The sequence below is a fragment of the Kitasatospora saccharophila genome (genome assembly GCF_039529925.1).
In the GTDB taxonomy this organism is placed as follows: Bacteria; Actinomycetota; Actinomycetes; order Streptomycetales; family Streptomycetaceae; genus Kitasatospora; species Kitasatospora saccharophila.
This window is the reverse complement of sequence record NZ_BAAANS010000009.1, coordinates 1-19,636: the sequence shown is the minus strand read 5'-3', so window position 1 is coordinate 19,636 and position 19,636 is coordinate 1. Positions and strand designations below refer to the sequence as shown.

At 75.1% G+C, this 19,636-nt stretch carries 25 protein-coding genes; all 25 read left to right on the top strand.

The window, feature by feature from the left end; all coding sequences use genetic code 11:
- Nucleotides 1-2 precede the first annotated feature (2 nt).
- Nucleotides 3-785 (top strand): ParB N-terminal domain-containing protein, encoded by a 783-nt coding sequence (locus tag ABD345_RS08700; protein ID WP_344551357.1) that lies wholly within the window; start codon nt 3-5, stop codon nt 783-785.
- Nucleotides 782-1,294, top strand: a complete 513-nt coding sequence (locus tag ABD345_RS08695) for a hypothetical protein (RefSeq protein WP_344551356.1) — start codon at nt 782-784, stop codon at nt 1,292-1,294. The genes ABD345_RS08700 and ABD345_RS08695 overlap by 4 nt, the downstream gene beginning before the upstream one ends.
- Complete coding sequence (locus ABD345_RS08690) at nt 1,291-1,965, top strand: hypothetical protein (RefSeq protein ID WP_344551355.1); 675 nt, start codon at nt 1,291-1,293, stop codon at nt 1,963-1,965. The genes ABD345_RS08695 and ABD345_RS08690 overlap by 4 nt, the downstream gene beginning before the upstream one ends.
- A gap of 32 nt (nt 1,966-1,997) precedes the next feature.
- Nucleotides 1,998-2,381, top strand: coding sequence for a hypothetical protein (locus ABD345_RS08685; protein WP_344551354.1), 384 nt, complete (start codon nt 1,998-2,000; stop codon nt 2,379-2,381).
- Nucleotides 2,378-3,124, top strand: coding sequence for a hypothetical protein (locus ABD345_RS08680; RefSeq protein WP_344551353.1), 747 nt, complete (start codon nt 2,378-2,380; stop codon nt 3,122-3,124). The genes ABD345_RS08685 and ABD345_RS08680 overlap by 4 nt, the downstream gene beginning before the upstream one ends.
- Nucleotides 3,125-3,163: 39 nt before the next feature.
- Entirely contained in the window at nt 3,164-4,138 is a 975-nt protein-coding gene (locus tag ABD345_RS08675; protein ID WP_344551352.1) for a hypothetical protein, read from the top strand.
- Nucleotides 4,139-4,183: 45 nt separating this feature from the next.
- Nucleotides 4,184-5,290, top strand: a complete 1,107-nt coding sequence (locus ABD345_RS08670; RefSeq protein ID WP_344551351.1) for a hypothetical protein — start codon at nt 4,184-4,186, stop codon at nt 5,288-5,290.
- Nucleotides 5,291-5,308: 18 nt separating this feature from the next.
- The gene (locus tag ABD345_RS08665; RefSeq protein WP_344551350.1) at nt 5,309-5,797 is read left to right on the top strand and encodes a hypothetical protein; all 489 of its coding nucleotides are present in this window, start codon (nt 5,309-5,311) and stop codon (nt 5,795-5,797) included.
- A 23-nt stretch (nt 5,798-5,820) separates the two neighbouring features.
- On the top strand, nt 5,821-6,312 hold the full coding sequence (locus ABD345_RS08660) for a hypothetical protein (RefSeq protein WP_344551349.1): 492 nt from the start codon (nt 5,821-5,823) through the stop codon (nt 6,310-6,312).
- The gene (locus ABD345_RS08655) at nt 6,309-6,989 is read left to right on the top strand and encodes a hypothetical protein (protein WP_344551348.1); all 681 of its coding nucleotides are present in this window, start codon (nt 6,309-6,311) and stop codon (nt 6,987-6,989) included. The genes ABD345_RS08660 and ABD345_RS08655 overlap by 4 nt, the downstream gene beginning before the upstream one ends.
- A gap of 107 nt (nt 6,990-7,096) precedes the next feature.
- The gene (locus tag ABD345_RS08650; RefSeq protein ID WP_344551347.1) at nt 7,097-8,128 is read left to right on the top strand and encodes a hypothetical protein; all 1,032 of its coding nucleotides are present in this window, start codon (nt 7,097-7,099) and stop codon (nt 8,126-8,128) included.
- A 16-nt stretch (nt 8,129-8,144) separates the two neighbouring features.
- Complete coding sequence (locus ABD345_RS08645) at nt 8,145-8,753, top strand: hypothetical protein (RefSeq protein WP_344551346.1); 609 nt, start codon at nt 8,145-8,147, stop codon at nt 8,751-8,753.
- Between the two features lie 114 nt (nt 8,754-8,867).
- Complete coding sequence (locus ABD345_RS08640; RefSeq protein WP_344551345.1) at nt 8,868-9,239, top strand: hypothetical protein; 372 nt, start codon at nt 8,868-8,870, stop codon at nt 9,237-9,239.
- A gap of 162 nt (nt 9,240-9,401) precedes the next feature.
- Nucleotides 9,402-11,171 carry a type IV secretory system conjugative DNA transfer family protein gene (locus ABD345_RS08635; protein ID WP_344551491.1) on the top strand — a complete coding sequence of 590 codons (1,770 nt, stop codon included), beginning with the start codon at nt 9,402-9,404 and terminating at the stop codon, nt 11,169-11,171.
- An 86-nt stretch (nt 11,172-11,257) separates the two neighbouring features.
- Nucleotides 11,258-12,088 (top strand): adenine nucleotide alpha hydrolase family protein, encoded by an 831-nt coding sequence (locus tag ABD345_RS08630; protein WP_344551490.1) that lies wholly within the window; start codon nt 11,258-11,260, stop codon nt 12,086-12,088.
- A complete protein-coding gene (locus ABD345_RS08625; protein ID WP_344551344.1) occupies nt 12,085-12,924 on the top strand; it encodes a hypothetical protein in 840 nt (279 codons plus the stop codon). The genes ABD345_RS08630 and ABD345_RS08625 overlap by 4 nt, the downstream gene beginning before the upstream one ends.
- A gap of 141 nt (nt 12,925-13,065) precedes the next feature.
- Nucleotides 13,066-13,968 carry a hypothetical protein gene (locus ABD345_RS08620; protein ID WP_344551343.1) on the top strand — a complete coding sequence of 301 codons (903 nt, stop codon included), beginning with the start codon at nt 13,066-13,068 and terminating at the stop codon, nt 13,966-13,968.
- Between the two features lie 8 nt (nt 13,969-13,976).
- Complete coding sequence (locus ABD345_RS08615; protein ID WP_344551342.1) at nt 13,977-15,122, top strand: DnaB-like helicase N-terminal domain-containing protein; 1,146 nt, start codon at nt 13,977-13,979, stop codon at nt 15,120-15,122.
- Nucleotides 15,123-15,253: 131 nt separating this feature from the next.
- Nucleotides 15,254-15,730 (top strand): hypothetical protein, encoded by a 477-nt coding sequence (locus tag ABD345_RS08610; protein WP_344551341.1) that lies wholly within the window; start codon nt 15,254-15,256, stop codon nt 15,728-15,730.
- An 86-nt stretch (nt 15,731-15,816) separates the two neighbouring features.
- Nucleotides 15,817-16,332 (top strand): hypothetical protein, encoded by a 516-nt coding sequence (locus ABD345_RS08605; protein WP_344551340.1) that lies wholly within the window; start codon nt 15,817-15,819, stop codon nt 16,330-16,332.
- On the top strand, nt 16,329-17,048 hold the full coding sequence (locus ABD345_RS08600) for a hypothetical protein (protein ID WP_344551339.1): 720 nt from the start codon (nt 16,329-16,331) through the stop codon (nt 17,046-17,048). The genes ABD345_RS08605 and ABD345_RS08600 overlap by 4 nt, the downstream gene beginning before the upstream one ends.
- A 21-nt stretch (nt 17,049-17,069) precedes the next feature.
- The gene (locus ABD345_RS08595; RefSeq protein WP_344551338.1) at nt 17,070-17,618 is read left to right on the top strand and encodes a hypothetical protein; all 549 of its coding nucleotides are present in this window, start codon (nt 17,070-17,072) and stop codon (nt 17,616-17,618) included.
- A gap of 125 nt (nt 17,619-17,743) precedes the next feature.
- Nucleotides 17,744-18,244 (top strand): hypothetical protein, encoded by a 501-nt coding sequence (locus tag ABD345_RS08590; RefSeq protein ID WP_344551337.1) that lies wholly within the window; start codon nt 17,744-17,746, stop codon nt 18,242-18,244.
- Nucleotides 18,245-18,411: 167 nt separating this feature from the next.
- Entirely contained in the window at nt 18,412-18,972 is a 561-nt protein-coding gene (locus ABD345_RS08585; RefSeq protein WP_344551336.1) for a hypothetical protein, read from the top strand.
- Nucleotides 18,969-19,636, top strand: a 668-nt coding sequence (locus tag ABD345_RS08580; protein ID WP_344551335.1) for a DNA cytosine methyltransferase, incomplete at its 3' end; no start/stop codon positions are given. The genes ABD345_RS08585 and ABD345_RS08580, both read left to right, overlap by 4 nt.

Below are 19,636 nucleotides of genomic sequence, written 5' to 3'. Positions count from 1 at the left end.
CCATGCTCGACGACGACGATCTGCACGCGCTCGCCGAGGACATCAAGGAACTCGGCCAGATCCACCCGATCGTCCTCGACGAGCAGGGCCGGATCCTCGACGGCCGAAACCGCCTCGCCGCGTGCGAGATCGCCGGATTCGAGCCGCAGTTCACCACCTACGACGGTACCGACGCCGCCACCTACGCCCTGTCGGTCAACATCCGCCGACGGAGCCTGACCAAGGGCCAGGCTGCGATGGTCGCCGCGAAGGCGGCTTCAGTTTCTGAACGAGACCCCCATTCAAAAACTGGACAGTCGGTCCGCTCAGTTTCTGAAGCGGCGGGCGTCTCGGTCGGCCGGGTAGGCCAGGCCAACACCGTGCTGCGTCACGCACCGGACCTCGTCGACGCGGTGATCTCGGGAGCCACAGGACTCGACGCGGCGTACAAGACCGCCCGGGAGGCCAAGGCGCAGGCGGACTCCGCCGAGTCCCAGCTCGCCCGGCTGCGGGCGGAAGACCCGGAGCTGGCCGACAAGGTCGTCGACGGGGAGCTGACGCTGCCCGGGGCGTGGGCGGAGCGCAAGGAACGCGCGGAGGAGGAGGTTCGCCGGCGCAAGGTCGCCACTACCTTCCTGTGCGAGACGGTCCCGCCGCTGGCCCAGGCCCGCGGCACCGGCACCGCCCTGCTCTACGACCCGCAGTTCATGCTCACCGGCCGGGCGATCACCGCCGAGGTCATCGACCAGGCCATCGAGGCCCTGGCCGAGATGGCCCAGGCGTGGCGTGAGCGTGAGGCCGCGTGAGCGTGACCGCCGACCTGCGGCTGTGGCAGATCGTCGAGGACGCCGCCGCCCACGTCACCGACGAGGCCGGACGCTTCCGCCGCAGCGACCTGGAAGCGGAGCTGCGCGAGCGGCTGGCCGACGAGGACCTGGACGTCCACGTCCGTTCGGCCGCCGTCGGCAAGCTCGCCGGCTCCCTCGTGCGCGGCTTCGGCGAGCGCCGCAGCCCCAAGCCCCGCCGCCGCGCCTCGATGTTCCACCCGCAGGGCATCTTGAAGCTGGGCGGCGGCGTGTGGGTGTGGATGGAGCACGCCACCCCCACCGACCTCCTCGAATGGGGCCGCCTGTCCACCCGCAACCTGGCCAAGGTCGCCGTCGCCGAGGCCGACCGCCAGGACTACGTCGCCGAGCGCCTGGACGCCTTCCGCCTCCACAGCGGCCTCACCCACCTCGGCGAACTGGAACGCGCGGTCTACGGCTACACCGGCCCCGACCCCGCCGGCTTCGGCGGCGGGGGGCAGGAGCCGTGACGCACGTGAGCGTCGCCTACGACGCAGCCCTAGGCACCCACACCGCCCTCGCACCCAACGCGGTCTGCGCCGCGCAACTGATGGAGGCCGGCTTCCTCCAGCACAGCGCCGACGTCCTGTACCGCCTGCCCGAGAAGCCGGTGATCTCTGCCGAGTGGATGATCCGCGACGCCGCCCGGCTCCTGGCCGCGCACGGGTACGGCCTGCTGCGGCTGTACTCCGAGGACGAGCAGCGCCAGCAGGCCGAACAGGCCGGCCCGGCGGGAGAGGCCCGCCCGGTGCGGACCATCGGCCCGGGGACGGTCTTCCACCACCACGTGGTCGACGACCTCGCCGCCGGCCACCTCGTCATCCACGCCCGCTACTCGGGCGCGCACGGCGAGGCCGAGCTGCTCGGCACCTACCCGGCCACCGGGAAGGCCGCGACCTTCTACACCGAGTCCGACAGCAGCTGGTGGGGCGTCGTCCACTACCCCGACCTCGACGCCGCCGAGGAGGGGTTCGGGAGGCCGCAGTCCCTGCCCGCGGCGATCTCCCCGCCCGCCACCGATGCCCGCGCCTCGGCCGCCCACACCACCACGCGCAACGCCGACCGTCTCCACCTCGACCTGCCCAGCGTCCCCGCGCCCGCGGCGCCCGCTCCCGCGAAGGCTCCCCGCCTGGCGTTCTGACCCGCCCGCTTCCCCCGCCCCCGGAGGTACCCATGCCCGCCCTGTCCGCACCCCTCACCCGCTTCGACGCCCGGGTCGAGGCGGCCACCAGCCTCAGCATCGCCGTCCTGCACGCCCAGGACGGTCTCGACAACGCGGCCGCCCGCCTGCGCGACGCCCACCGGCGCCTGGCCCAGGCCGAGACCCAGAGCGCCTTCGAGCTCGTCCGGCTGCGGCTGGTCACCGACCGCCAGCGCCGGGTCGACGACCGGCTGCTGGACGCCATCGCCACCCAGCTGGAGGTCCTGGAGGACATCGCCACCGCGCGGGACGAGGCCGAGCAGGACCTGCTGGACCTCCTGGCCGAGGCCGAGCAGCAGCACAGCACCGCCACCGCCGCGGCGACCGCGGCCCCGGTCGCCGCGCGGGGCCGGTGACCCCTGCGCACCGGCCGGCGGTGGCCTTCGGCTGGGACTACGACGTCGGCGAGTTCGCCATCGCCGGCGACGAGGGCGACCCGCTGGTGCGGCTGGTCCTCGACCACTGCGGCTTCGACCGCCGGATCGAGCCGCTGGGAGCCTGGGGGATCGCACCGGGCGCCGCCGACGAACACGAGCAGATCGAGGCCGCCTCCGTGGCCGTCGACCTGCTGATCGCGGTCGGCCGCCGTGTGGCCAACTGGCACGATCCCGGCCAGCGTTCGGCGGATGTCGCCCGCCACTACCGGTGGCTGCGCAGCACGGAGCCGTTCCCCGACGCCGCCGCGGTCGCCCGCGCCGCCAGCGCCGAGGCCGGGGCGCGCCTGGCCGCCGCAGCGGTGACCGATCACTCGTGGACCCTCACCGAGGACATCGCCCGCGGGCGGCTGCTGGTGGAGGCCCGGCGCACCCTCGGGGGCGTCGAGTGGATGCTGGCCACCCCCGCAGCAAAGCTCGACCACTACCTCGGCCTGGTCCACCACCCGCAGGAGGGCGTCCTCGGCGTCACCGACGACTACGCCCTCTGGTACGCCGGCCAGGCCCGCCGGGACTTCCGCGTCCACACCCTGCGCGAGACCGTGCCGCCCAAGCCCGCCCGCACCCGCGTGCCCGCGCCCGCCGCTGCGGTGCAACTGCCCGCCCGCCTGGCGCAGCGCCCCGTCCACCCCGCCGTCGCGGCACCCGACGCCCGCCGCCGCTGACGCCGCTTCCCGCCCCTCTTCGATCAGCGAGACCCCCACATGCCTGCAGACATCTCCTTCGCCCCCGGCCCGGACGGCGCGATCACCGCCCGTACCGTGGCCCGCCTGCCCGACAGCGCCCGCCGGCTCCTCGAACAGCAGGACGCGGTGCGCACCGACGACGGCTCCTACCTCTTCACCGGCTCGGACGCCGTCGCCCGTGCCGCCCGCGCCGCCTTCTTCCTGAACGTCGGCGGCCTGCGGGTCGACACCTTCAACGGCCCGCTGGAGCCGGAGCGCACCCTCGTCCCGGACGGGGCGGACATCGTCTTCGCCCGCCACCCCGTCGAGGGGATCGTCGCGGCGGCCGCCACCGAGGCCACCGAGCCCCTGGTGCCCGAGATCCTGTACCGCTTCGGCTTCACCCACGACAGCGACCGGGACATCTACCTGCAGCCGTCCGGCCTGAGCGAGCGCCAGGCCCTGGTGGCCGCCGCCCGCGTGAGCCTGGTCCTGCAGAGCCTGGGCGTGCAGGTCGCCACCCGCGGGCTCGCCGCCCGGCCGGCCTCCGCCGACCGGCTGGCCGAGGCGGTCGAGGACCTCGCCGTCGAACGGGGCAACATCCGCACCCTGACCGACAGCAGCGACATCGCGGACCTCCTGGACGCCGCCAGCGACCAGGACACCGGCGCCCTCACACATCTGTCCGGCCTGCTCGACGACATCGGCCAGTGGGCCTCGGGCCTGCCCGTCGGCCAGGACCAGGAGATCGGCGGGCGGATCGACGAGGCCCGCATCGCCACCGAGGCCCTGCACATCAGCATCGCCGGCCTGCAGCGCCACCTCTCCGGCCTCGACGCGGTCCTGGAGACCTCCGCGGCCCCGGCACCCGCGGCCCGCTCGGCCCGCTCCAGCGCCGCCACCGCCTCCACCGCCGCGGCCGCCCACGCCCTGATGGGCGGGCCGATCCTGCAGAGCCCCGCCCCGGTGCCCTCCGCCGTCCTCCCGCAGACCGCCCCCGCCGCCACTCTCTAGGAGCCCCGCATCCCCGACCCCACCATCCAGTTCGTCCGGCACCCCGTGCACGGCGTCGCGGTCACCGGCCTCGACCGGGCGACCTACCAGCACCGCCGCCTGCTGGCCGACTACGGCTTCACCCCGCTGGCGGGCACCGACGACCTCGTCCTGACCGCCCGCACCGACAGCGTCTTCCTCCACACCCGGCAGGCCGTCGCCGCCCTGCGCTCCACCGGCGCCGCCGTCAGCGCGGACGCCGTCTTCGACTACTCCAGTCCGGCCGCCGCCGCTGCCGGCCCCAACCCCAGGATCGTCACCCCCGGCACCGGGCCCGCGGCCGACGTCGTGATCGGCGCGCACCCCGAGCACGGCATCACCGCCGCCGACCGCTCCGGCGCCCCCGGCACCGCACAGCTCCTCGTCCAGCAGGGCTTCTACCGCACCCCCGGCAACCCGGAGCTGTTCGCGCTGAACCTCTCGGACACCAACGGCACCCGGCGCGCCACCGACGCCGTCGCAGCCCTGCGCGCCGCCGGACTGCACGTCAGCACCGACCTGGCGTACGAGCCTCGCCGCCCGGAAGAGGACAACTCCTCCCGCGCCGCCCAGGCTGCACCGGCGCCGCCCGCGCACGCCGGACCCGCCGACCCGTTCCTGACCCGGCCCGCTCCCGCCGCGCCGCCCAAGGACACCGCCGTGCCCGAGCGGTCCGCACCGGACGCCGGCACCACCGCGGCCGACCCGTTCCACACCCGGCTGCACCCCGCCCCGGCCGTCGAGGGCGCCCCCGACGCCCGGATCGCGGCCATGGTGGCCAACCGACAGAAGACCCTCACCGTGATCGACGAGATCCTCCTCGGGCTGTCCCAGCAGCTGCGCGACGACCCGGACTCGCTCGACCCCGTCGCGGTCGCCGCCACCTTGGCCGACACCCAGACCATGCTCGGCGGCGTCCGGCAGGACCTGGAGGCGATCACCGCCTTTGCCCCGGCCCGCCCCCGCGCCGCCGCCCGCGCCGGTCGAGCGGCCGTCACCCCCGCGCTGAGCGCCCGCGCCCAGGCCGCCCGCGCCACCAGCGTGCGCCTGGGCCGCGTCACCGCAGCCCAGCCCGCCGAGGCCGTGCGCCGCGCCGAGGACCCGCGCGTCGCCTACAGCATCCACACCCGCTGACCTGGAGATTCTTCCACCTTGCCCGTCAAGACCGTCTGGACCGTCGAGCACGCCTGCTCGCACAGCGCCGACCACGACCTCTCCGCCCGCCCCGCCGACCGGCGCGCCGGCTACGCCCGCTGGCTCGCCGGGCGCGACTGCACCGACTGCTGGCGCGCCCAGCGCGAGAGCGACGACGCCGGCCGCGCCGCCTGGCTGGAGACGAAGCGCGCCGAGGAGCAGCAGGCCGCCACCTGGTGGGCCACCCAGTTCCGCATGCCGCCGCTGTCCGGCCCCGAGCGCGCCCTGGCCTGGGGCGAGCGCTCGCGCCACCAGCTGATGACCGCCGCCTACCGCGTGCTGGTCGCCGAGGGAAACCTCGCCGAGAGCACCTGGGAGGAGGTCGAGGAGCAGGCCCGCGCCGTCGACCGGGCCGGCTGGTGGATCGACCAGCGCGACGCCGAACCGGGCGACCTGCCGGAGCTGCTGGCCGCCGCCGACGGCTCCACCGAGAACCCCCACCACTGACCAGCCTTGGAGACCCACGCCCCTTGCCGCCCCTGACCACCGCTCTCTCCCACACCCAGCCCGACACCGCCGAGACCGGGAGGATCGCCGCCTGGGCGATCCGCCGCCTGGGCGACGCCCTGCACGACAGCCCCACCCCCACCGCCGGTGCCCAGGCCCTCACGGCCGTCGAGACCGCGGTGTACGAGATCGAGGAAGCGCTGCGCCTGGCAGCGGAGCACGCCGCCGGCAGCGACGGCTCTCCCGCCGACTTCGTGCTGTCGGAGCAACTGAGCGCCGCCGCCCTGAACGCCGTGCGCCTGCGCACACAGGTGGAGGCCGCGGCGGTGCGGCTGCGCGAGTACGACGGCGCCTACCCGCCGCCCGTGCCGGTCCCGGCCACCCGCGCCGAGCGCCGTCGCGCCGCCGCGGCGGCCTCCGCCCACGCCGCCGCGACCGCCACGCCGGCACCCCCCACCGCCACCGCCTTCGAGGTGACTGCCAACGCCGGGTACCTCGCCCGGAGCCTGCGGTGAACGGGCCCGAGATCAGCATCGTGCCGGGCTCCTTCGGCCCGGTGGAGGTGCGCGGCGCCGACGAGAGGGCCCTGCGCCTGATCGAGAACCTCGGCTTCCGTACTCCGCGGCGGGCCGCCGCCCCGGTGCACCTGCCGGCGAAGGAGGGACCGCTCATCCAGCGGGCCCTGGCCACCCGGGCCGCCGAGCACCTGGCCGCCGCCGGCTACCGGGTCGACCTCGACGCGGAGCTGCGGATCTCCGACCTCGACGAGCGGACGATGGAAGTCCTCGACTCCATGACCCGCAGCATCGACCAACTGCTGGGCCTGCTGGAGGAGATGGACAGCGTCCACGACCTCGCCGACGCCGCTGCCCAGCTGGTCAGCGGCCCGCACGGCCCCATCTACGCGATGGCCGATGTGCTCCGGCGGGCGGGCGACCACGTCCGCCGCACCGCGGGCGAGGGCCCCGATGGCGGCCTGGCCGACTTCTTCCACACCGGCAGCAGGCGCATGACCGACCTCGCCGCCTTGGCCGACGCCGTCAGCTACCTTCCCCGCCCCGCGGCCCGCGCCGACCGCCGCCAGGCCGCCACCGTCCGCTCCACCACCCCCTCCACCGGCACCAGGGCGCTGCACGCCTCGCTCCCGCCGCCCGGTCCGACCGCCCGCACCACCTCCCGGAGGCCGACCTGACCGCACCCGCCCCGAACCTCGACCCCTCACCGACCGCCGCTCGGCACCACGACCCGGATCCCGGACAGATCGCCCAGCTCCTCTCCGGGCTCCTGACCAAGGAAGGCGTGCTCGCCCTCACCGCCCGCCTGGCCCGCCAGGCAGCCCGCGCCCTGGACCCGATCGGCGCCGAGAAGCAGACCAACCCGAGCGCCTACGAGGTCCGCCAGCACCTCACCGACGTCGCCGACGCGATCGAGGACGCGCTGGAGGCCACCGGCGACGACGCCGAGGACCTCGCCCGGGGCCTGGCCGCCTGGGCCGCGACCGGCCCCGCCGAGATCACCGCCGCACACGGCAGCACCGGCCCGCGCCCGGAGTCCGGCGAGCGGCTGCACCTCTTCTGGGTCGACGGCGCCCTCGACCGCGCGCCCTACCTCGGCCTGGTCGGCCCCGACCACACCGACGGCGACGCCCAGCCCTACTGCACCGCCGGGTTCACCCGCGAGGTGGCCGAGCGCATCACCGCCGACCTCGCCGCCGACGGCGGCGGCCTCACCGCGCGCTGGGACAGCGGGGGCGAGCTGCGCTTTCGCTGGACGGCCGAGCACGCCGGCATGGCCGGCAGCGAGGACGTCGCACCCGACGACCGCGGCCTGTACCGCATCGGCGGCCTGTGGCCCTGGTCCTCGTTCGAACTCCCCCCGGACGCCGTCCGCACCACGGCGCCCGTCCGCACCGAGACCGCCCCGGCCGCGGCGCGCGCGAACGGGAACGGCCCCCTCAAGGCGGCGGCCGCGGAACCCGATCCCGCCGCCGCGGTACGCCGGCTGACCACCCGGCTCGACGAGACGGTCGACCCCGCCGAGGCGGCCCGCCTCGTCGAGCAGGCGGAGCAGCACCTCGAAGCGCTGTCGGAGTTCTTCGGCGCCGCGGCGCGCTGGAGCGGAGCCCGCGAGGGGACCGCCCACCTGCAGCTCGACCTCGGCCGCACCAGCCAGGAGGTGTACGACGCGGGCGCCGACCTCGCGGAGGTGGCCGACGGCCTGCGCACCGCAGTGCCCCGTCCCGCCCGCATCCGCTCCACCGCCGCCCCGACGGCCGTGGCCGCGGTGCCGGCCGCGCACCCGCTGCCCCAGCCGTCACCGCCACGGCGTTGAAGAAACGTTCCCCCCAGTGATCCCGAGCATCACACGCTACGCCAGCACCCGGGACCTGCTGGCCTCCGCCCAGCAGCAAGCCCGCCACCGCCCCGGCCACCCCCGGGTGAGGATCGTCGCCGCCTGGAGGCCCGTCGCCGAGCTCCCGCAGCCGGGAACCGACGAACTCGACGCCCTCGCGGCCGACCTGGACGCGGACCTCCTGCGCCTGCGGCCCGAGCGCGAGCGCCGTCCGGGGCGCGAGCGGGACGTGTGGCACTGCACGCTGCGCGCCCACCCCGACTCGCCCCCGCTCACCGACGCCCGCTGGGCCGAAGCCGCCCGCCGGGTACTGGCCGCCACCGGCATCGCCCCCGGCGGCGACGCGCCGTCCTGCCGCTGGATCGCGCTGCGGGTGGACAGCCACGAGGTACGGATCATCGCGCCCCTCGCCCGCCCGGACGGCCGCCCCCCGCCGCCGGAGCGCGACCTGTCCCGCGCCATGGCCGTCTGCCAGCTACTGGACGTCGAATCCCGCCGCCTCGCCGCGGCGGCGCTGCCCGGCCCCGGTACCCGCCCGGTCCGCAGCACCCCGGCCCCGACCCAGATGCCGGCCTGCGCACCGCCCGCACGCCGATCCCGCTGAACGAAAGGCACCCTCCTGCCCGAACCCCACGCCCGCCCGCCCGCCGACCGCGCCCACGACGCCACCGCCCGCATATCCCACGCCATCGCCGACCTGGGCCAATGCATCGAGGCGATGGACCCCGACGAGGCCGCCGAACTTCTCCACGGGCTGTTCCTGCCGCCCGGCCCCGTCCAGGCGCTCGCAGCCCTCCTCACCCGTCTCGGCGCCCACGCCGCCGACGCCTGGAGCGACCCGGCCGTCCACGAGCCCCTCTATCGCGAAGGCGCCGAACTCGCTCTTGGCGCCTACCGGGTGGCTGCCGTCGCCGACCGGCTCGGACACCTCGACGTCGCCGAGACCCGGCGGCGGTACTCGGCCGCCCGCGCCTTCTCGCCCGCCGCCCAGGCGGCCGGACCGGGCGCCCGCATCCACCAGTCCGCCATCGTCGAGGCCGCCCGCACCGCCGCCCCGCACCCGCGGATCGCCGAGCCGCCCGCGCGCTGACCGCGCCCCCGATGGGGCGACGGCGCCCCTTCCCGCCAACTGCGCTGCCCTAGGCCGCAGTCCGGCCTTCCCCATGCCGCCCGCGCTGTTTCCGCGCGCCGGCTTCCCCACGCCGACCGCGTGCTGCTTCCCGCGGTCCGGTTTCCCCTGCAAGGACCCCCACTGCCCCCCTCCTCCCATTCCTCACCGTCCCCGTCCCCGGGCACCGACGCCCTCCTCTACACCTTCATCGGCGCCGGACTTGCGCTGATCGCCTACGGCTCCCTCGCCTGGGCCTGCGGCAACACCACCAACACCCTCCTCGGAGGCGGCGGTTGGACGCCCTTCCAACCGATCGCCGCCGCCCTGCACCCGCAGCAGACCTGGCCCGCCCTGGGCACCGTCGCGCTCCTGCTCGGCGCCCGCATCGCCCCCGGCCTCCTCGCCGCCGCAGCCGCCGGCCTCGGCCTGCGCCTGTGGCTGCGCCACCGCCGCTCCAAGAGCGCAGGGCTCGCCACCAGCCGCGACCTCGCGGTGCTGCTGCCCAAGGAGATCACCGCGAAGGCCAAGAGCCTGCGCCCCAGCCTCGCCTCCGCGAAGCCCGGCAGCATCCGCCCCCAGGACACCGGCATCCTGCTCGGCACCCTGGGCGAGAGCGGCCCGGAGGTCCGCGCGTCCTGGGAGGACGTCGCCGTCGCGATCATGGCCCCGCGCTCAGGCAAGACGACCAGCCTGGCCGTGCCGTCGATCCTGGCCGCCCCCGGCCCGGTCCTGCTCACCTCCAACAAGGCGGCGGGCGATGCGTTCACCGCGACCGTCGACGCCCGCTCGGCCACCGGCCGCGTGTGGACGATGGACCCGCAGCAGATCGCCCACACCGAGCAGGCCATGTGGTGGGATCCGCTGCACGACGCCCGTGACCTGCCCGGCGCCCGCCGCCTGGCCGGGCACTTCGTCACCGCCTCGGTCGACGCCTCCAACGCCACCGACTTCTGGAGCACGGCCGCGGCGAACACGTTGACCGCCCTGTTCCTCGCGGCGGGCGCCGACGGCCGGCCGATCACCGACGTCCTCGGGTGGCTCGCCCAGCCCTCCGACCGCGCCCCGATCGACATCCTCAAGGCGACCGGGCTCACCGCCATCGCCGCCCAGCTGCAGGGCACCGTTTCCGGCGCCGTCGAGACGCGCGACGGCATCTACGAGACGGCCAGGCAGTACGCGGCGTGCCTGCTGGATCCCAGCATCGCTGTCTGGGTCACCCCGTCCGAGACCCTGCCGGAGTTCAAGCCGGCCGACTTCGCATCCTCCCGCGACACGCTGTTCCTGCTGTCCAAGGACGGCGGCGGCTCCGCGTCGGCGCTGATCGCCGCGGCGGCCGACTCGGTCATGCGCTCCGCCGTCGTCCAGGCCGAGCGCGACGGCGGCAGGCTCGACCCGCCGCTGCTGGCGATCCTCGACGAGGCCGCCAACGTGTGCAAAATCCAGGATCTCCCGGACCTGTACAGCCACTTGGGTTCGCGCGGGGTCATCCCGATCACGATCCTCCAGTCCTACAGGCAGGGCCAGAAGTGCTGGGGCGAGGCCGGCATGGACGCCATGTGGTCCGCCGCCACGATCAAGGTCCTGGGCAGCGGCATCGACGACGCCGACTTCGCCGACCGCCTGAGCCGGCTGGTCGGCGAGCACGACGTCGAGAGCGTCTCCCACTCCACCTCGGAGTCGGGCCGCTCCACCTCCACCTCGATGCGGCAGGAGCGGATCCTGCCGCCCGACCAGATCCGCGCCCTGCCCAAGGGCAAGGCTCTGCTGCTGGCCACCGGCATCAAGCCCGCCCTGCTCCAACTGCGGCCCTGGTACAAGGAACCCGGTGCCGCCGCGATCGGCAAGGCGTCCGCGGCCCAGACCGCAGCGATCACCGAACGGGCCCTCGCCAAGGCAGGGGCCGCCGCGTGAACCGCACCCCCGCCTCCTCCGGCACCGCCCCCGCCAGGCCGACCGTGCGCACGCTTTCCCTAGGTGCCGGCGTGCAGTCGACCACCCTGCTGCTGCTCTCCGCCCTCGGAGAACTCCCGAAGTTGGATGCCGCGATCTTCGCCGACACCGGCTGGGAGCCGAAGCGCGTCTACGAGCACCTCGACCGCGTCGAGCGCGAGATCGCCGCCCCGGCCGGCATACCCGTCCTGCGGGTCGCCTCCGGCAACATCAGGGACGACGCCCTCGACCCGAGCCACCGCTTCGCCAGCATGCCGCTCTACGTCCTCAACCAGGACGGAACCCCCGGGATGACGCGCCGTCAGTGTACCGGCGAATACAAGATCAAACCAATAAAGCGGCAGGTCAGAGAGATCCTCGGGTACCCCTACCCGGCCCGCATCCCCACCGGCGTCTTCGCCGAGCAGTGGATCGGCATCTCGACGGACGAGTTCCACCGGGCCAAGGACGCCGACGTCAAGTACACCCACAACCGGTTCCCGCTGATCGAGCTGGGCCTCTCACGCGGCGACTGCCTGGCCCTGCTCGCCGAGCACGGACTGGAGAGCACCCCGAAGAGCAGCTGCCTGGGCTGTCCGTTCCACGGCAACGCCCAGTGGAGGACGATCCGTGACGAATCGCCCGAGGAGTGGGTCGACGTCGTCGAGTTCGACGCCGCGATCCGCGCCGGCAACGCCCGGGCGAACGCCGATGGGCGGCCGCTGCTCGGCCAGGCGTACCTGCACCGCTCCCGCGTCCCGCTCTCCGAGGCGCCCATCGACCACCGAACACGCCGCGAGCGCCTCGGCACGCAGGAGCGGATCGCCTTCGACCGTGAGGAGTTCGGCCCGGAGGACGGCTGCTCCCCGTACTCCTGCAGGTCGGGGGAGCCGGTATGAGCTTCTCCGGGATGATCGACAACCTCTACCAGCAGTGGAAGCCCGCCGACGAGGCCAGCGCCCAGACCCTGCGCAACCTGTGGTTCGACAGCGAGCACTACATCGTGGCCGCGGCCGACCAGAGCACCGACAGCACCGAGCACTTCGTCGTCGCCGGGTGCGAGCTGGCCGCAGGCGAGCCGTGGGTGGAGGAGCGCGCGGTGGCCATCCACGTCCGGCTCGACCCGGACAAGCGGACCTGCCACGTCCGCAAGGCCCACACCCTGACCTTCGGGTGGGCCGGCCACTGGCTCGTGCGCCGCGGCGCGGACCCGGACGCCCTCGCCCGCTACCGCCCCCTGCCCCCCGATCCCTACAACTGGGGCGGCGACGGCTACGACCCCAAGGCCGAGGGCCTGATCTCGGCCAGCCACTACTGGTACGCCCGGCCCGGCGACGCCCGCACCCGGACGATCGAGGACCGCATCCGCCGCTCCGGCGACCGCTACGAGATCCTCACCCGGCAGATGGCCTACTCCGAGTACGCCACCGAGGAGGAGCGCGAGGCCCACTTCGTGCTGCTGCTGGACAACCACCCCCGCGCCGCGGAACGCCGGTACGTCGTGCAACTGGAGACCGTCCACCGCCTGCGGGCCGCCTACACCCTCGACGAAGGCGCCTTCCGGACCGAGAAGCAAGCCCAGGAGTGGATCGACCGGATCGACCCGCGCCGCCTCGCCCCGCTGCCGGCCACCGACCCGGCCACCGGACTCCCCACCGCTCCACGGAGCACCGCACCTGCTGCAGCGCCCGCCGCCTTCCAACCGCCCAGCACCCCAAGGCGGTTCACACGGTGAACGCACCCGCCCGAGCCCTGGCCCCCGCCCCGGGCTCGGGCGGCGGATCCCGGCGGGCCCTGCTGCCGCCCCGCGGAACAGCTCCCGCTGCCACTGCGCCCGCCCCCTCTGTCCCCTCACCCCACCCGGAGGTGTCCCCACGTGGATCCCTGGCGTATCCCGGTCGACCGGGCCAAGGCGCTGCGGCTGATCAGCCCGTTGTGCGACGGCACCGTCGCCGGTGTCCAGCAGGCGGCCCGGCGCGGCGACATGGCCGTCACCGCCGCCTTGACCCAGACCATCCGTCAAGACACGTGGTCCGGCGTCCGGGTCAGCATCCTCTCCCCGAGCGCCGGCGAGATCGCCTCGAACTGGTTCGGCTTCGCGGAGCACGGCACCTTTGGCGAGCGCCGTGACCTCCGCGACGCGCGTACCGGCGAACTCGACCGGCTCAACCAGCAGGACCTGCTACAGCCGCGCCGCCTGCGGCCGGATCGGCTGCGCGACGCCGTGGAGGACTACACCGGGGCCTTCGCGCTGCCGTGCGCCCCGGAGTTCGCCGCCACCGCCCGCCTGGGGGCGATGGAGGCGATGGCGCGCCGACTGGAGCACGTCGGCTCTACCCACCCGCAGACCCTGGCCGGCCGGGCCTACGAGCACGCGGAAGTCCTGCGAGAGGTGGCGCAGGAGATCCACGCCTCCCTCCTCCCGCTGACGGGCGAGTGGAAAGCCGCCGACAGCACCCCCTTCGATCTGCCCGCCGGACTGAACGCGCTGCGCCGGCTCCGCGACGCGCTCACCTCCCTTGCGGACCGCGCCGACGAAGCAGAACGCCACGTCAACCCCTGGGCGCTCAGGAAGCACGTCAGGGACCTGGACGCGATCGACGCGGAGATCCGCGCCGACCTGGCCGGCCCCCGCACCGCCGGGGGGACCCGGGCCGCCGCGGCCACGAGTTCCTCTTCGGTAGCCGCCTCGACACCCGCGCCCGCCCAGGCCGTCGCTGCCTCACCGCACCCCGCCCCCGCCCGAGAGAACGGACACCGGCTGGCGGGGAAGCGGTGACCCCGCAGATGGAGGCCGAGCAGGCCGTCCTCGGCGCACTGCTCCTCGCGCCACACCAACTGGCTTCCGTATCAGGATGGTTGGAGCCTGGAAACTTCTACCGGCCCGCGCACGCGGCGCTGTACGAGGTGCTGCTCGCCCAGCAGCAGGCCGGCCACCGGGCGCTCGCGGGCGAGGACGCCGAGGCGCGGCGCGCGTGGGCGCTGGAGGCGATGGCATCGGCCGCGACCCTCTGCCCGTCCTTCACCTCTTCCTACGGGCACACCCTGATCTCGGCCTGTCCCGCATCCGAGCACGCGGCCGTCTACGGCCGGATGGTGCTGGAGAGCGCGGTGCGGCGGGCGGTCCACGAGCACGCCCACCGGCTGCTGGCCGCCGCCCGCGCCGACGGCGCCGAACCCGAGGCGGTACTGCGGTTGACCGCGGATCTGCGCGCCACCATCGGCCGACTCGCCGATGCCTGGGACTCGCTCGACGCACGGCCCCTGCCCGCACCGGGCGAGTGGCCGCTCGAACTCTCCGAGGACGCCGCGAGCAAGACCCTGCACCAGGAGGAGGCGCTGCTCGCCTCGCTGAGCGCCGCCCCCGCCGAACTCGCCGACGTGGCCAGCTGGCTGCACCCCGGCGACCTCCTCGACCCCGGACACCGCGAGGTCTACCGGGCCCTGGCCGGCCTCGCCCACCGCGGCGAGCCGATCGACCCGCTGACCGTGCTCTGGGAGGTCCAGCACCGCGGCGCCCTTACCGACGGCACCCTCACCGCCGAGCGCGTGCGCACCCTCACCCGCGCCGGCTACCAGGGAGAGCCGGGCTACTGGGCGGAGCGGGTCCTGCGCGCCGCCCTGCTGCGCACGACCGCCTCCCGGGCCGGAGCGGTGCGCCTGCTGGCCCAGGACGCCTCCGTTCCCGCCGCCCGCCTGCTCGGCTCCGCCCTCCACACCCTCCGCGGCGCCGAAACCGTCCAGGGACGCTGGCTCGCGGTGACCGGCCACGGCGCCGACGGTCCTTCCGCCCGTGGCGACCCCGCCGTGGTACGCCGCGGCGCCGCCCGTGCCCGCACCACCACCCCGCCGCCCGCCCCTGTCTCCGCCGCCGCGCCTTCCCCGTCCCAGCGGGCGGCTCCACCCCGAGCACCCGTCAGGAGCACGCACTGACCCAGCAGCACCCCGAGCACCCGCAGCGGCCGCCCACCCCCGCCGCCACCCGGCTGCGGGCCCACGCCGACGCCATCGACGACCTGATCGCCGTCCTGCCCGGCGCGTACCGAGAGCAGGGCCCGCCGTCGGTGGGTGAACTCCTGCACCACATCGAGCGGATCGGCGAGCGCCACCAGGTGGTGATGCGCACCGCCACCGCCCTGGCCCAGGCGCCGCTGGCCACCGGCGCCCAGCGCGCCACCGCCCGCGCACTCGCCGATGCCGGCGCCCACCTCGGCCAGGCCCTGGCCGCCGCCAGCCGGGCCGGCGCTATGGCCGCCCGTCTGCACGAGGTCGACGGCCTTGAAGGACCGGTTCCCGACAACGTCCGCGGACGGGCGGGCCTGCAGCTGAACTTGGCGCTGTCGCGCACCCGGCTCGCCCTCACGGACGCCAGCGACAGCCTTCGTCTGCAGGCCCGCGCCGGCCGCTCCGAAGCCCTCCCGGCTCTGCGCCGCGCCGCCGTCGCCCGCAGCGCCGCCATCCGCGCGGCATCCTCCCCCGGCTTCGCGGCGCCTTCCGCTGTCCCCTTCCTCCCCGCCCCGTCCTCGGCACCGCGCCGGTAGCCACCCCGTTCCCCTGGAGACCGTCCATCCCCACCACCGCCCCCACCCACGCCGACCTGGCCGCCGAGCTGACCGAAATGCGCGGCGTGCTCTACCACCTGGCCGTCAAGCTCAACAAGCACTCCTCCATACCCGCCCACCCCGGCGTCCCCACCTCCGCAGCCCTGACCGAGGCCGCAGAGAACGCCATGACCGTGATGCGGCACTGCACGATCCGCCTCGACGAGCTCGGCGCCGACGCCGACCCGGCCCGGCGGATCGCCGCCCGATCCCTCCGGGAGGTTCGCCACTACGCCGCGCTCGCCAATCGCCACCTGGCCGAAGCCCTGGCGAGCGCCGTCGCCCTGGAAAGCGCCGCGGACCGCGAGAGCAGCGATCCGGACGACAAGGAGCGCGAGGGCAAGCTGAGCTACCAGGTCCTGAACTCGGCGGCCGTCGGCTACAACTCGCTGATCGCCGCACTGCGCGGGATCACCTCGGCCCGGGACGAACTCCTGGCCCTCGACCCGCCGCAGCCCCCCGCTGCTGCTCGCCGTCCCCGGTCGACACCCGCAACTTCCGTACAGGGCCAGGAACTCCACGCCGGCGGGCGGCGCCGATGAGCGACATCGCCGTCGAGGACGTCCAGCGCCTGGCCGACCTCGCCGACCGGCTGGCCGACGTCCGGCGCGACGTGCGGCACACTGCCCGCCGCCCGCCGGCCCAGATGCCGGACCTGCTCGCCCAGAGCATCGCCGGCCTGGGCACCTACATCGCCGTAGCCGCCGGGCTGCGGGCCGAGATGTCGCACCGCCGCGGACCACGGATCCTGAACGTCGGCGAGGACTGGGGGCCGAGCTTCGCCGCCACCCGGGCAGCTTCTGTCCTGGAGCGGTTGACCCAGTTGCTGGACCGCGTCTGCGACCTCGCCAATCAGGCCCGCCCCCGCTCCACGATCCGCGGCCACTTCTACTCGCCGGGCCTGGAGGAGCGCGTCTCACAGCGCTTCGGAGAGATCGACGACATGTTCTCCGACGCCATCGCCGAGATCCGCCGCACCCGCAGCGGCCTCGACCGCGTCCGCAAGCGGGAACTGGCCCGCGAGCAGGAGGCGCTGGCCGATCCGGACGGCAAGGCCGCCCGCTATCTGGCCGAGCAGGCTCGCCATCTGGCCCAACCCCTGGTCATGGTGCCGTCCGGGTACATGGCCGAGGCAGCGGAGACCGCCGCCAAGGCGGCCCGCCGCCGCGGCGCCACCCGGATCGTCTCCTCACCGCCGCCCACCGGCACGAACGACACCCCCAGCAGCAGCGCGGCCGCGAAGCCCGTGCGCCGCTGACCCGGATCGGAGAACAACGCCTTGTCCGACAGCGACCCGCAGGCTCTGCTGCGCAGTACCGCCTCCCGGCTGGAGTCCGCGCGCAGCACCCTGCTCCCGGCCCTGGACTCCGGCCACGCTGCCGAGGCCGCCTGGCCGATGACCCACCTGACGTCGGCGGTCGCCGACCTGACCGACGAGTACCTGTTCAAGGTCTCGGACCCCGCGGCCGACCGCGGCGTGCTGGCCGCGTTGACCGGCGCGGCCGAGCACACCGCCCGCGCCCTGGCCGACATCGCCAGCACCGCCACCGCCCTGCTCGCCCCGCAGGCCGACCGGCCGCCGCAGGCCAGCGAGGCCCTCGCCCGCGCAGACGAAGCCGTCGCCGAGGCCGCCCGCGTGCTGCGCGAAGCCGCCGACCGGATCGCGCCCGCCCCGCCGCCGGCCGCCGCCGAGTTGGCCCGCCCCCGCGCCACCCGCGCCGCCGCCCTGGCCCGCTCCGCGATCGTCAGCACCCCGCCCCCCGCTACCACCCCCAGCTCTCCGGCCGCCCCCGGTGCCACCGTCATCCCGCTGCACCGAGGCCGCTGAGGCCCCACCACCCGGAGCACGCCCTGCCCCGTCTCACCGACCGCCAGCAGCAACTGCTCGCCCTCGCCGACCGCGTGGACGCCGCCGTCGCCGCCTGGCCCTCCCGCCCCGGACAGCCCTTCCGCATGCCGTCCACCGAGCTGGCCGTCCAGCAGCTCGCCATCCTGCAGGCCCTGCACACGCGGGCCGTCGCCGTCGCCGTCCAGCCCCGGCCCGGCCCGTTCGCCGCCCCGGACGACGCGGAGACGGCCCGCCGCGAGGCCGCGGCCGCCGCCCGCACCGTCAGCCACATCGCCTACGCCGCGTACTTCCTGAGCGACGTCCTCGAAATCGCCGTCGACACGGAAGGCCGGGGACGCCCGCTGGGCCCCCTGAGCCTGGACTACGCGGAGAGCGCGTACCGCTCGGCGAGCGACGCCCTGATCGAGGCCGCCCGGAACCTGCACCTGCACACCGACCACCTCGCCGGACGGCCGGACGGCCCCCGCAACCAGTACGGAGCCGTGCGCCGCGCCGCCGCCCGTCTGCGCTCCGCCGTTTGCCCGGCCCCCAAGACCGGACCGGCCGTTCCGGTGGATCCCGCGGCACCCGCCCCCGCGGCCTCCAAGCCGTCCCCGCGCCGCTGACCTTCCGCAGCCTCCCCTGCCCCGCCCGGCTGCCAACCCGCCTGGGCCCTGGGGCACTTCACCCCCCGCTGTCGCCGACCGCCCGCGACCGGGATCCCCCTTCCCCGGAGCCCCACCTGTACCTCCCCCTCCACGTCCAGGCCGACATCCTGGCCTCCACCGCCCACATGCTGCGCGACCACGGCAAGAAGCTCGCGCAGCTCGCCCAGCTCCCCACCATCCCCCCGTCCAGCACCGTCAGCAGCCACCTGCACGGCTTCGTCCAGCTCCACGACCACCTGCACGGCGAGAGCGACCCGCCACAGCAAGGCGCCGACCGCGACTCCGTCGACGCCGTCGCCCACCAGCGGGCCAGCGTCGCCTACGCCTGGGCCGCGACGCTGGTCGCCCGCGCGCACCTGTTCGCCGCGCCGACCCTGGTCGCCGCCGTCCAGATCGAGAACCGCAAGCAGGGCGCCACCGCCGAGGAACTGGCCCTCTTCCGCACCGCGCTGACCGACGCCCACACCGTCATCGAGGAAGCCGCCAGCGCCACCTTCCGCGTCGCGCGCAACCTGTCGGGCTTCGAGCCGGACGTCCTGCGCACCCTCGGCTCCCGTCCAGCCGGCGCGAAGGCCGCCAGCGCGGCCCGCGCCAGGGCCAAACCCCCGAGGATCGTGTTGCCGGGCACGGCACCGCAGACAGCAGCCCCGGCAGAGCAGAGCGCGGCCCCGGGGCGGTCCCGATGAGCGCCGACCCGCCGGGCCCGCGGATCGGGTCCCTGTGCTCCGGCTACGGCGGCCTGGACCTGGGCGTCCAGGCCGTCCTGGGCGGCAGCATCGCCTGGCACGCCGACCCAGCCCCGGCCGCCGCCGCGATCCTGGAAGCCCACTGGCCGGGCGTCCCGAACCTGGGCGACATCACCACGGTCGACTTCCGCACCGTCGAGCCGGTGTGCGTGCTGGCCGCCGGCTTCCCCTGCACCGACGTCAGCGTCGCGGGCAACCGGCGCGGCCTGGCCGAGGGCACCCGCTCCGGCCTCTGGCACACCATCGCCCGCGCCATATCAACTCTCCGACCCTGCTTGGTGGTTCTTGAAAACGTCCGCGGGCTCCTGTCCACCTCCGCCCATGCCCCGTCAGCCGATGGCGACGTGGAATTCTGCCCGTGGTGTCTGGGAGAAGCCGGAGATGAACATCCTCTGCGGGCACTCGGTGCCGTTCTCGGAGACCTGGCCCTCCGCGGGTACGATGCGCGCTGGCAGGTGCTACCCGCAAGCGCCGTCGGAGCCCCTCACCGCCGCGAGCGCGTCTTCCTCACTTATCTGGACAACTTTGAGTTCTGCGACGGCAGATTCCTTCGATCAGGTGTCACCCTGCCGGGGACGGTGTCACCGCTTTCGTGCCGTGCAGT

Coding starts and splice junctions, on each gene's coding strand:
- ABD345_RS08700 (WP_344551357.1), top strand. CDS start 3: ATGCTCGACGACGACGATCTGCACGCGCTCGCCGAGGACATCAAGGAA.
- ABD345_RS08685 (WP_344551354.1), top strand. CDS start 1,998: ATGCCCGCCCTGTCCGCACCCCTCACCCGCTTCGACGCCCGGGTCGAG.
- ABD345_RS08675 (WP_344551352.1), top strand. CDS start 3,164: ATGCCTGCAGACATCTCCTTCGCCCCCGGCCCGGACGGCGCGATCACC.
- ABD345_RS08640 (WP_344551345.1), top strand. CDS start 8,868: ATGGACCCCGACGAGGCCGCCGAACTTCTCCACGGGCTGTTCCTGCCG.
- ABD345_RS08625 (WP_344551344.1), top strand. CDS start 12,085: ATGAGCTTCTCCGGGATGATCGACAACCTCTACCAGCAGTGGAAGCCC.
- ABD345_RS08615 (WP_344551342.1), top strand. CDS start 13,977: ATGGAGGCCGAGCAGGCCGTCCTCGGCGCACTGCTCCTCGCGCCACAC.
- ABD345_RS08600 (WP_344551339.1), top strand. CDS start 16,329: ATGAGCGACATCGCCGTCGAGGACGTCCAGCGCCTGGCCGACCTCGCC.
- ABD345_RS08590 (WP_344551337.1), top strand. CDS start 17,744: ATGCCGTCCACCGAGCTGGCCGTCCAGCAGCTCGCCATCCTGCAGGCC.
- ABD345_RS08585 (WP_344551336.1), top strand. CDS start 18,412: ATGCTGCGCGACCACGGCAAGAAGCTCGCGCAGCTCGCCCAGCTCCCC.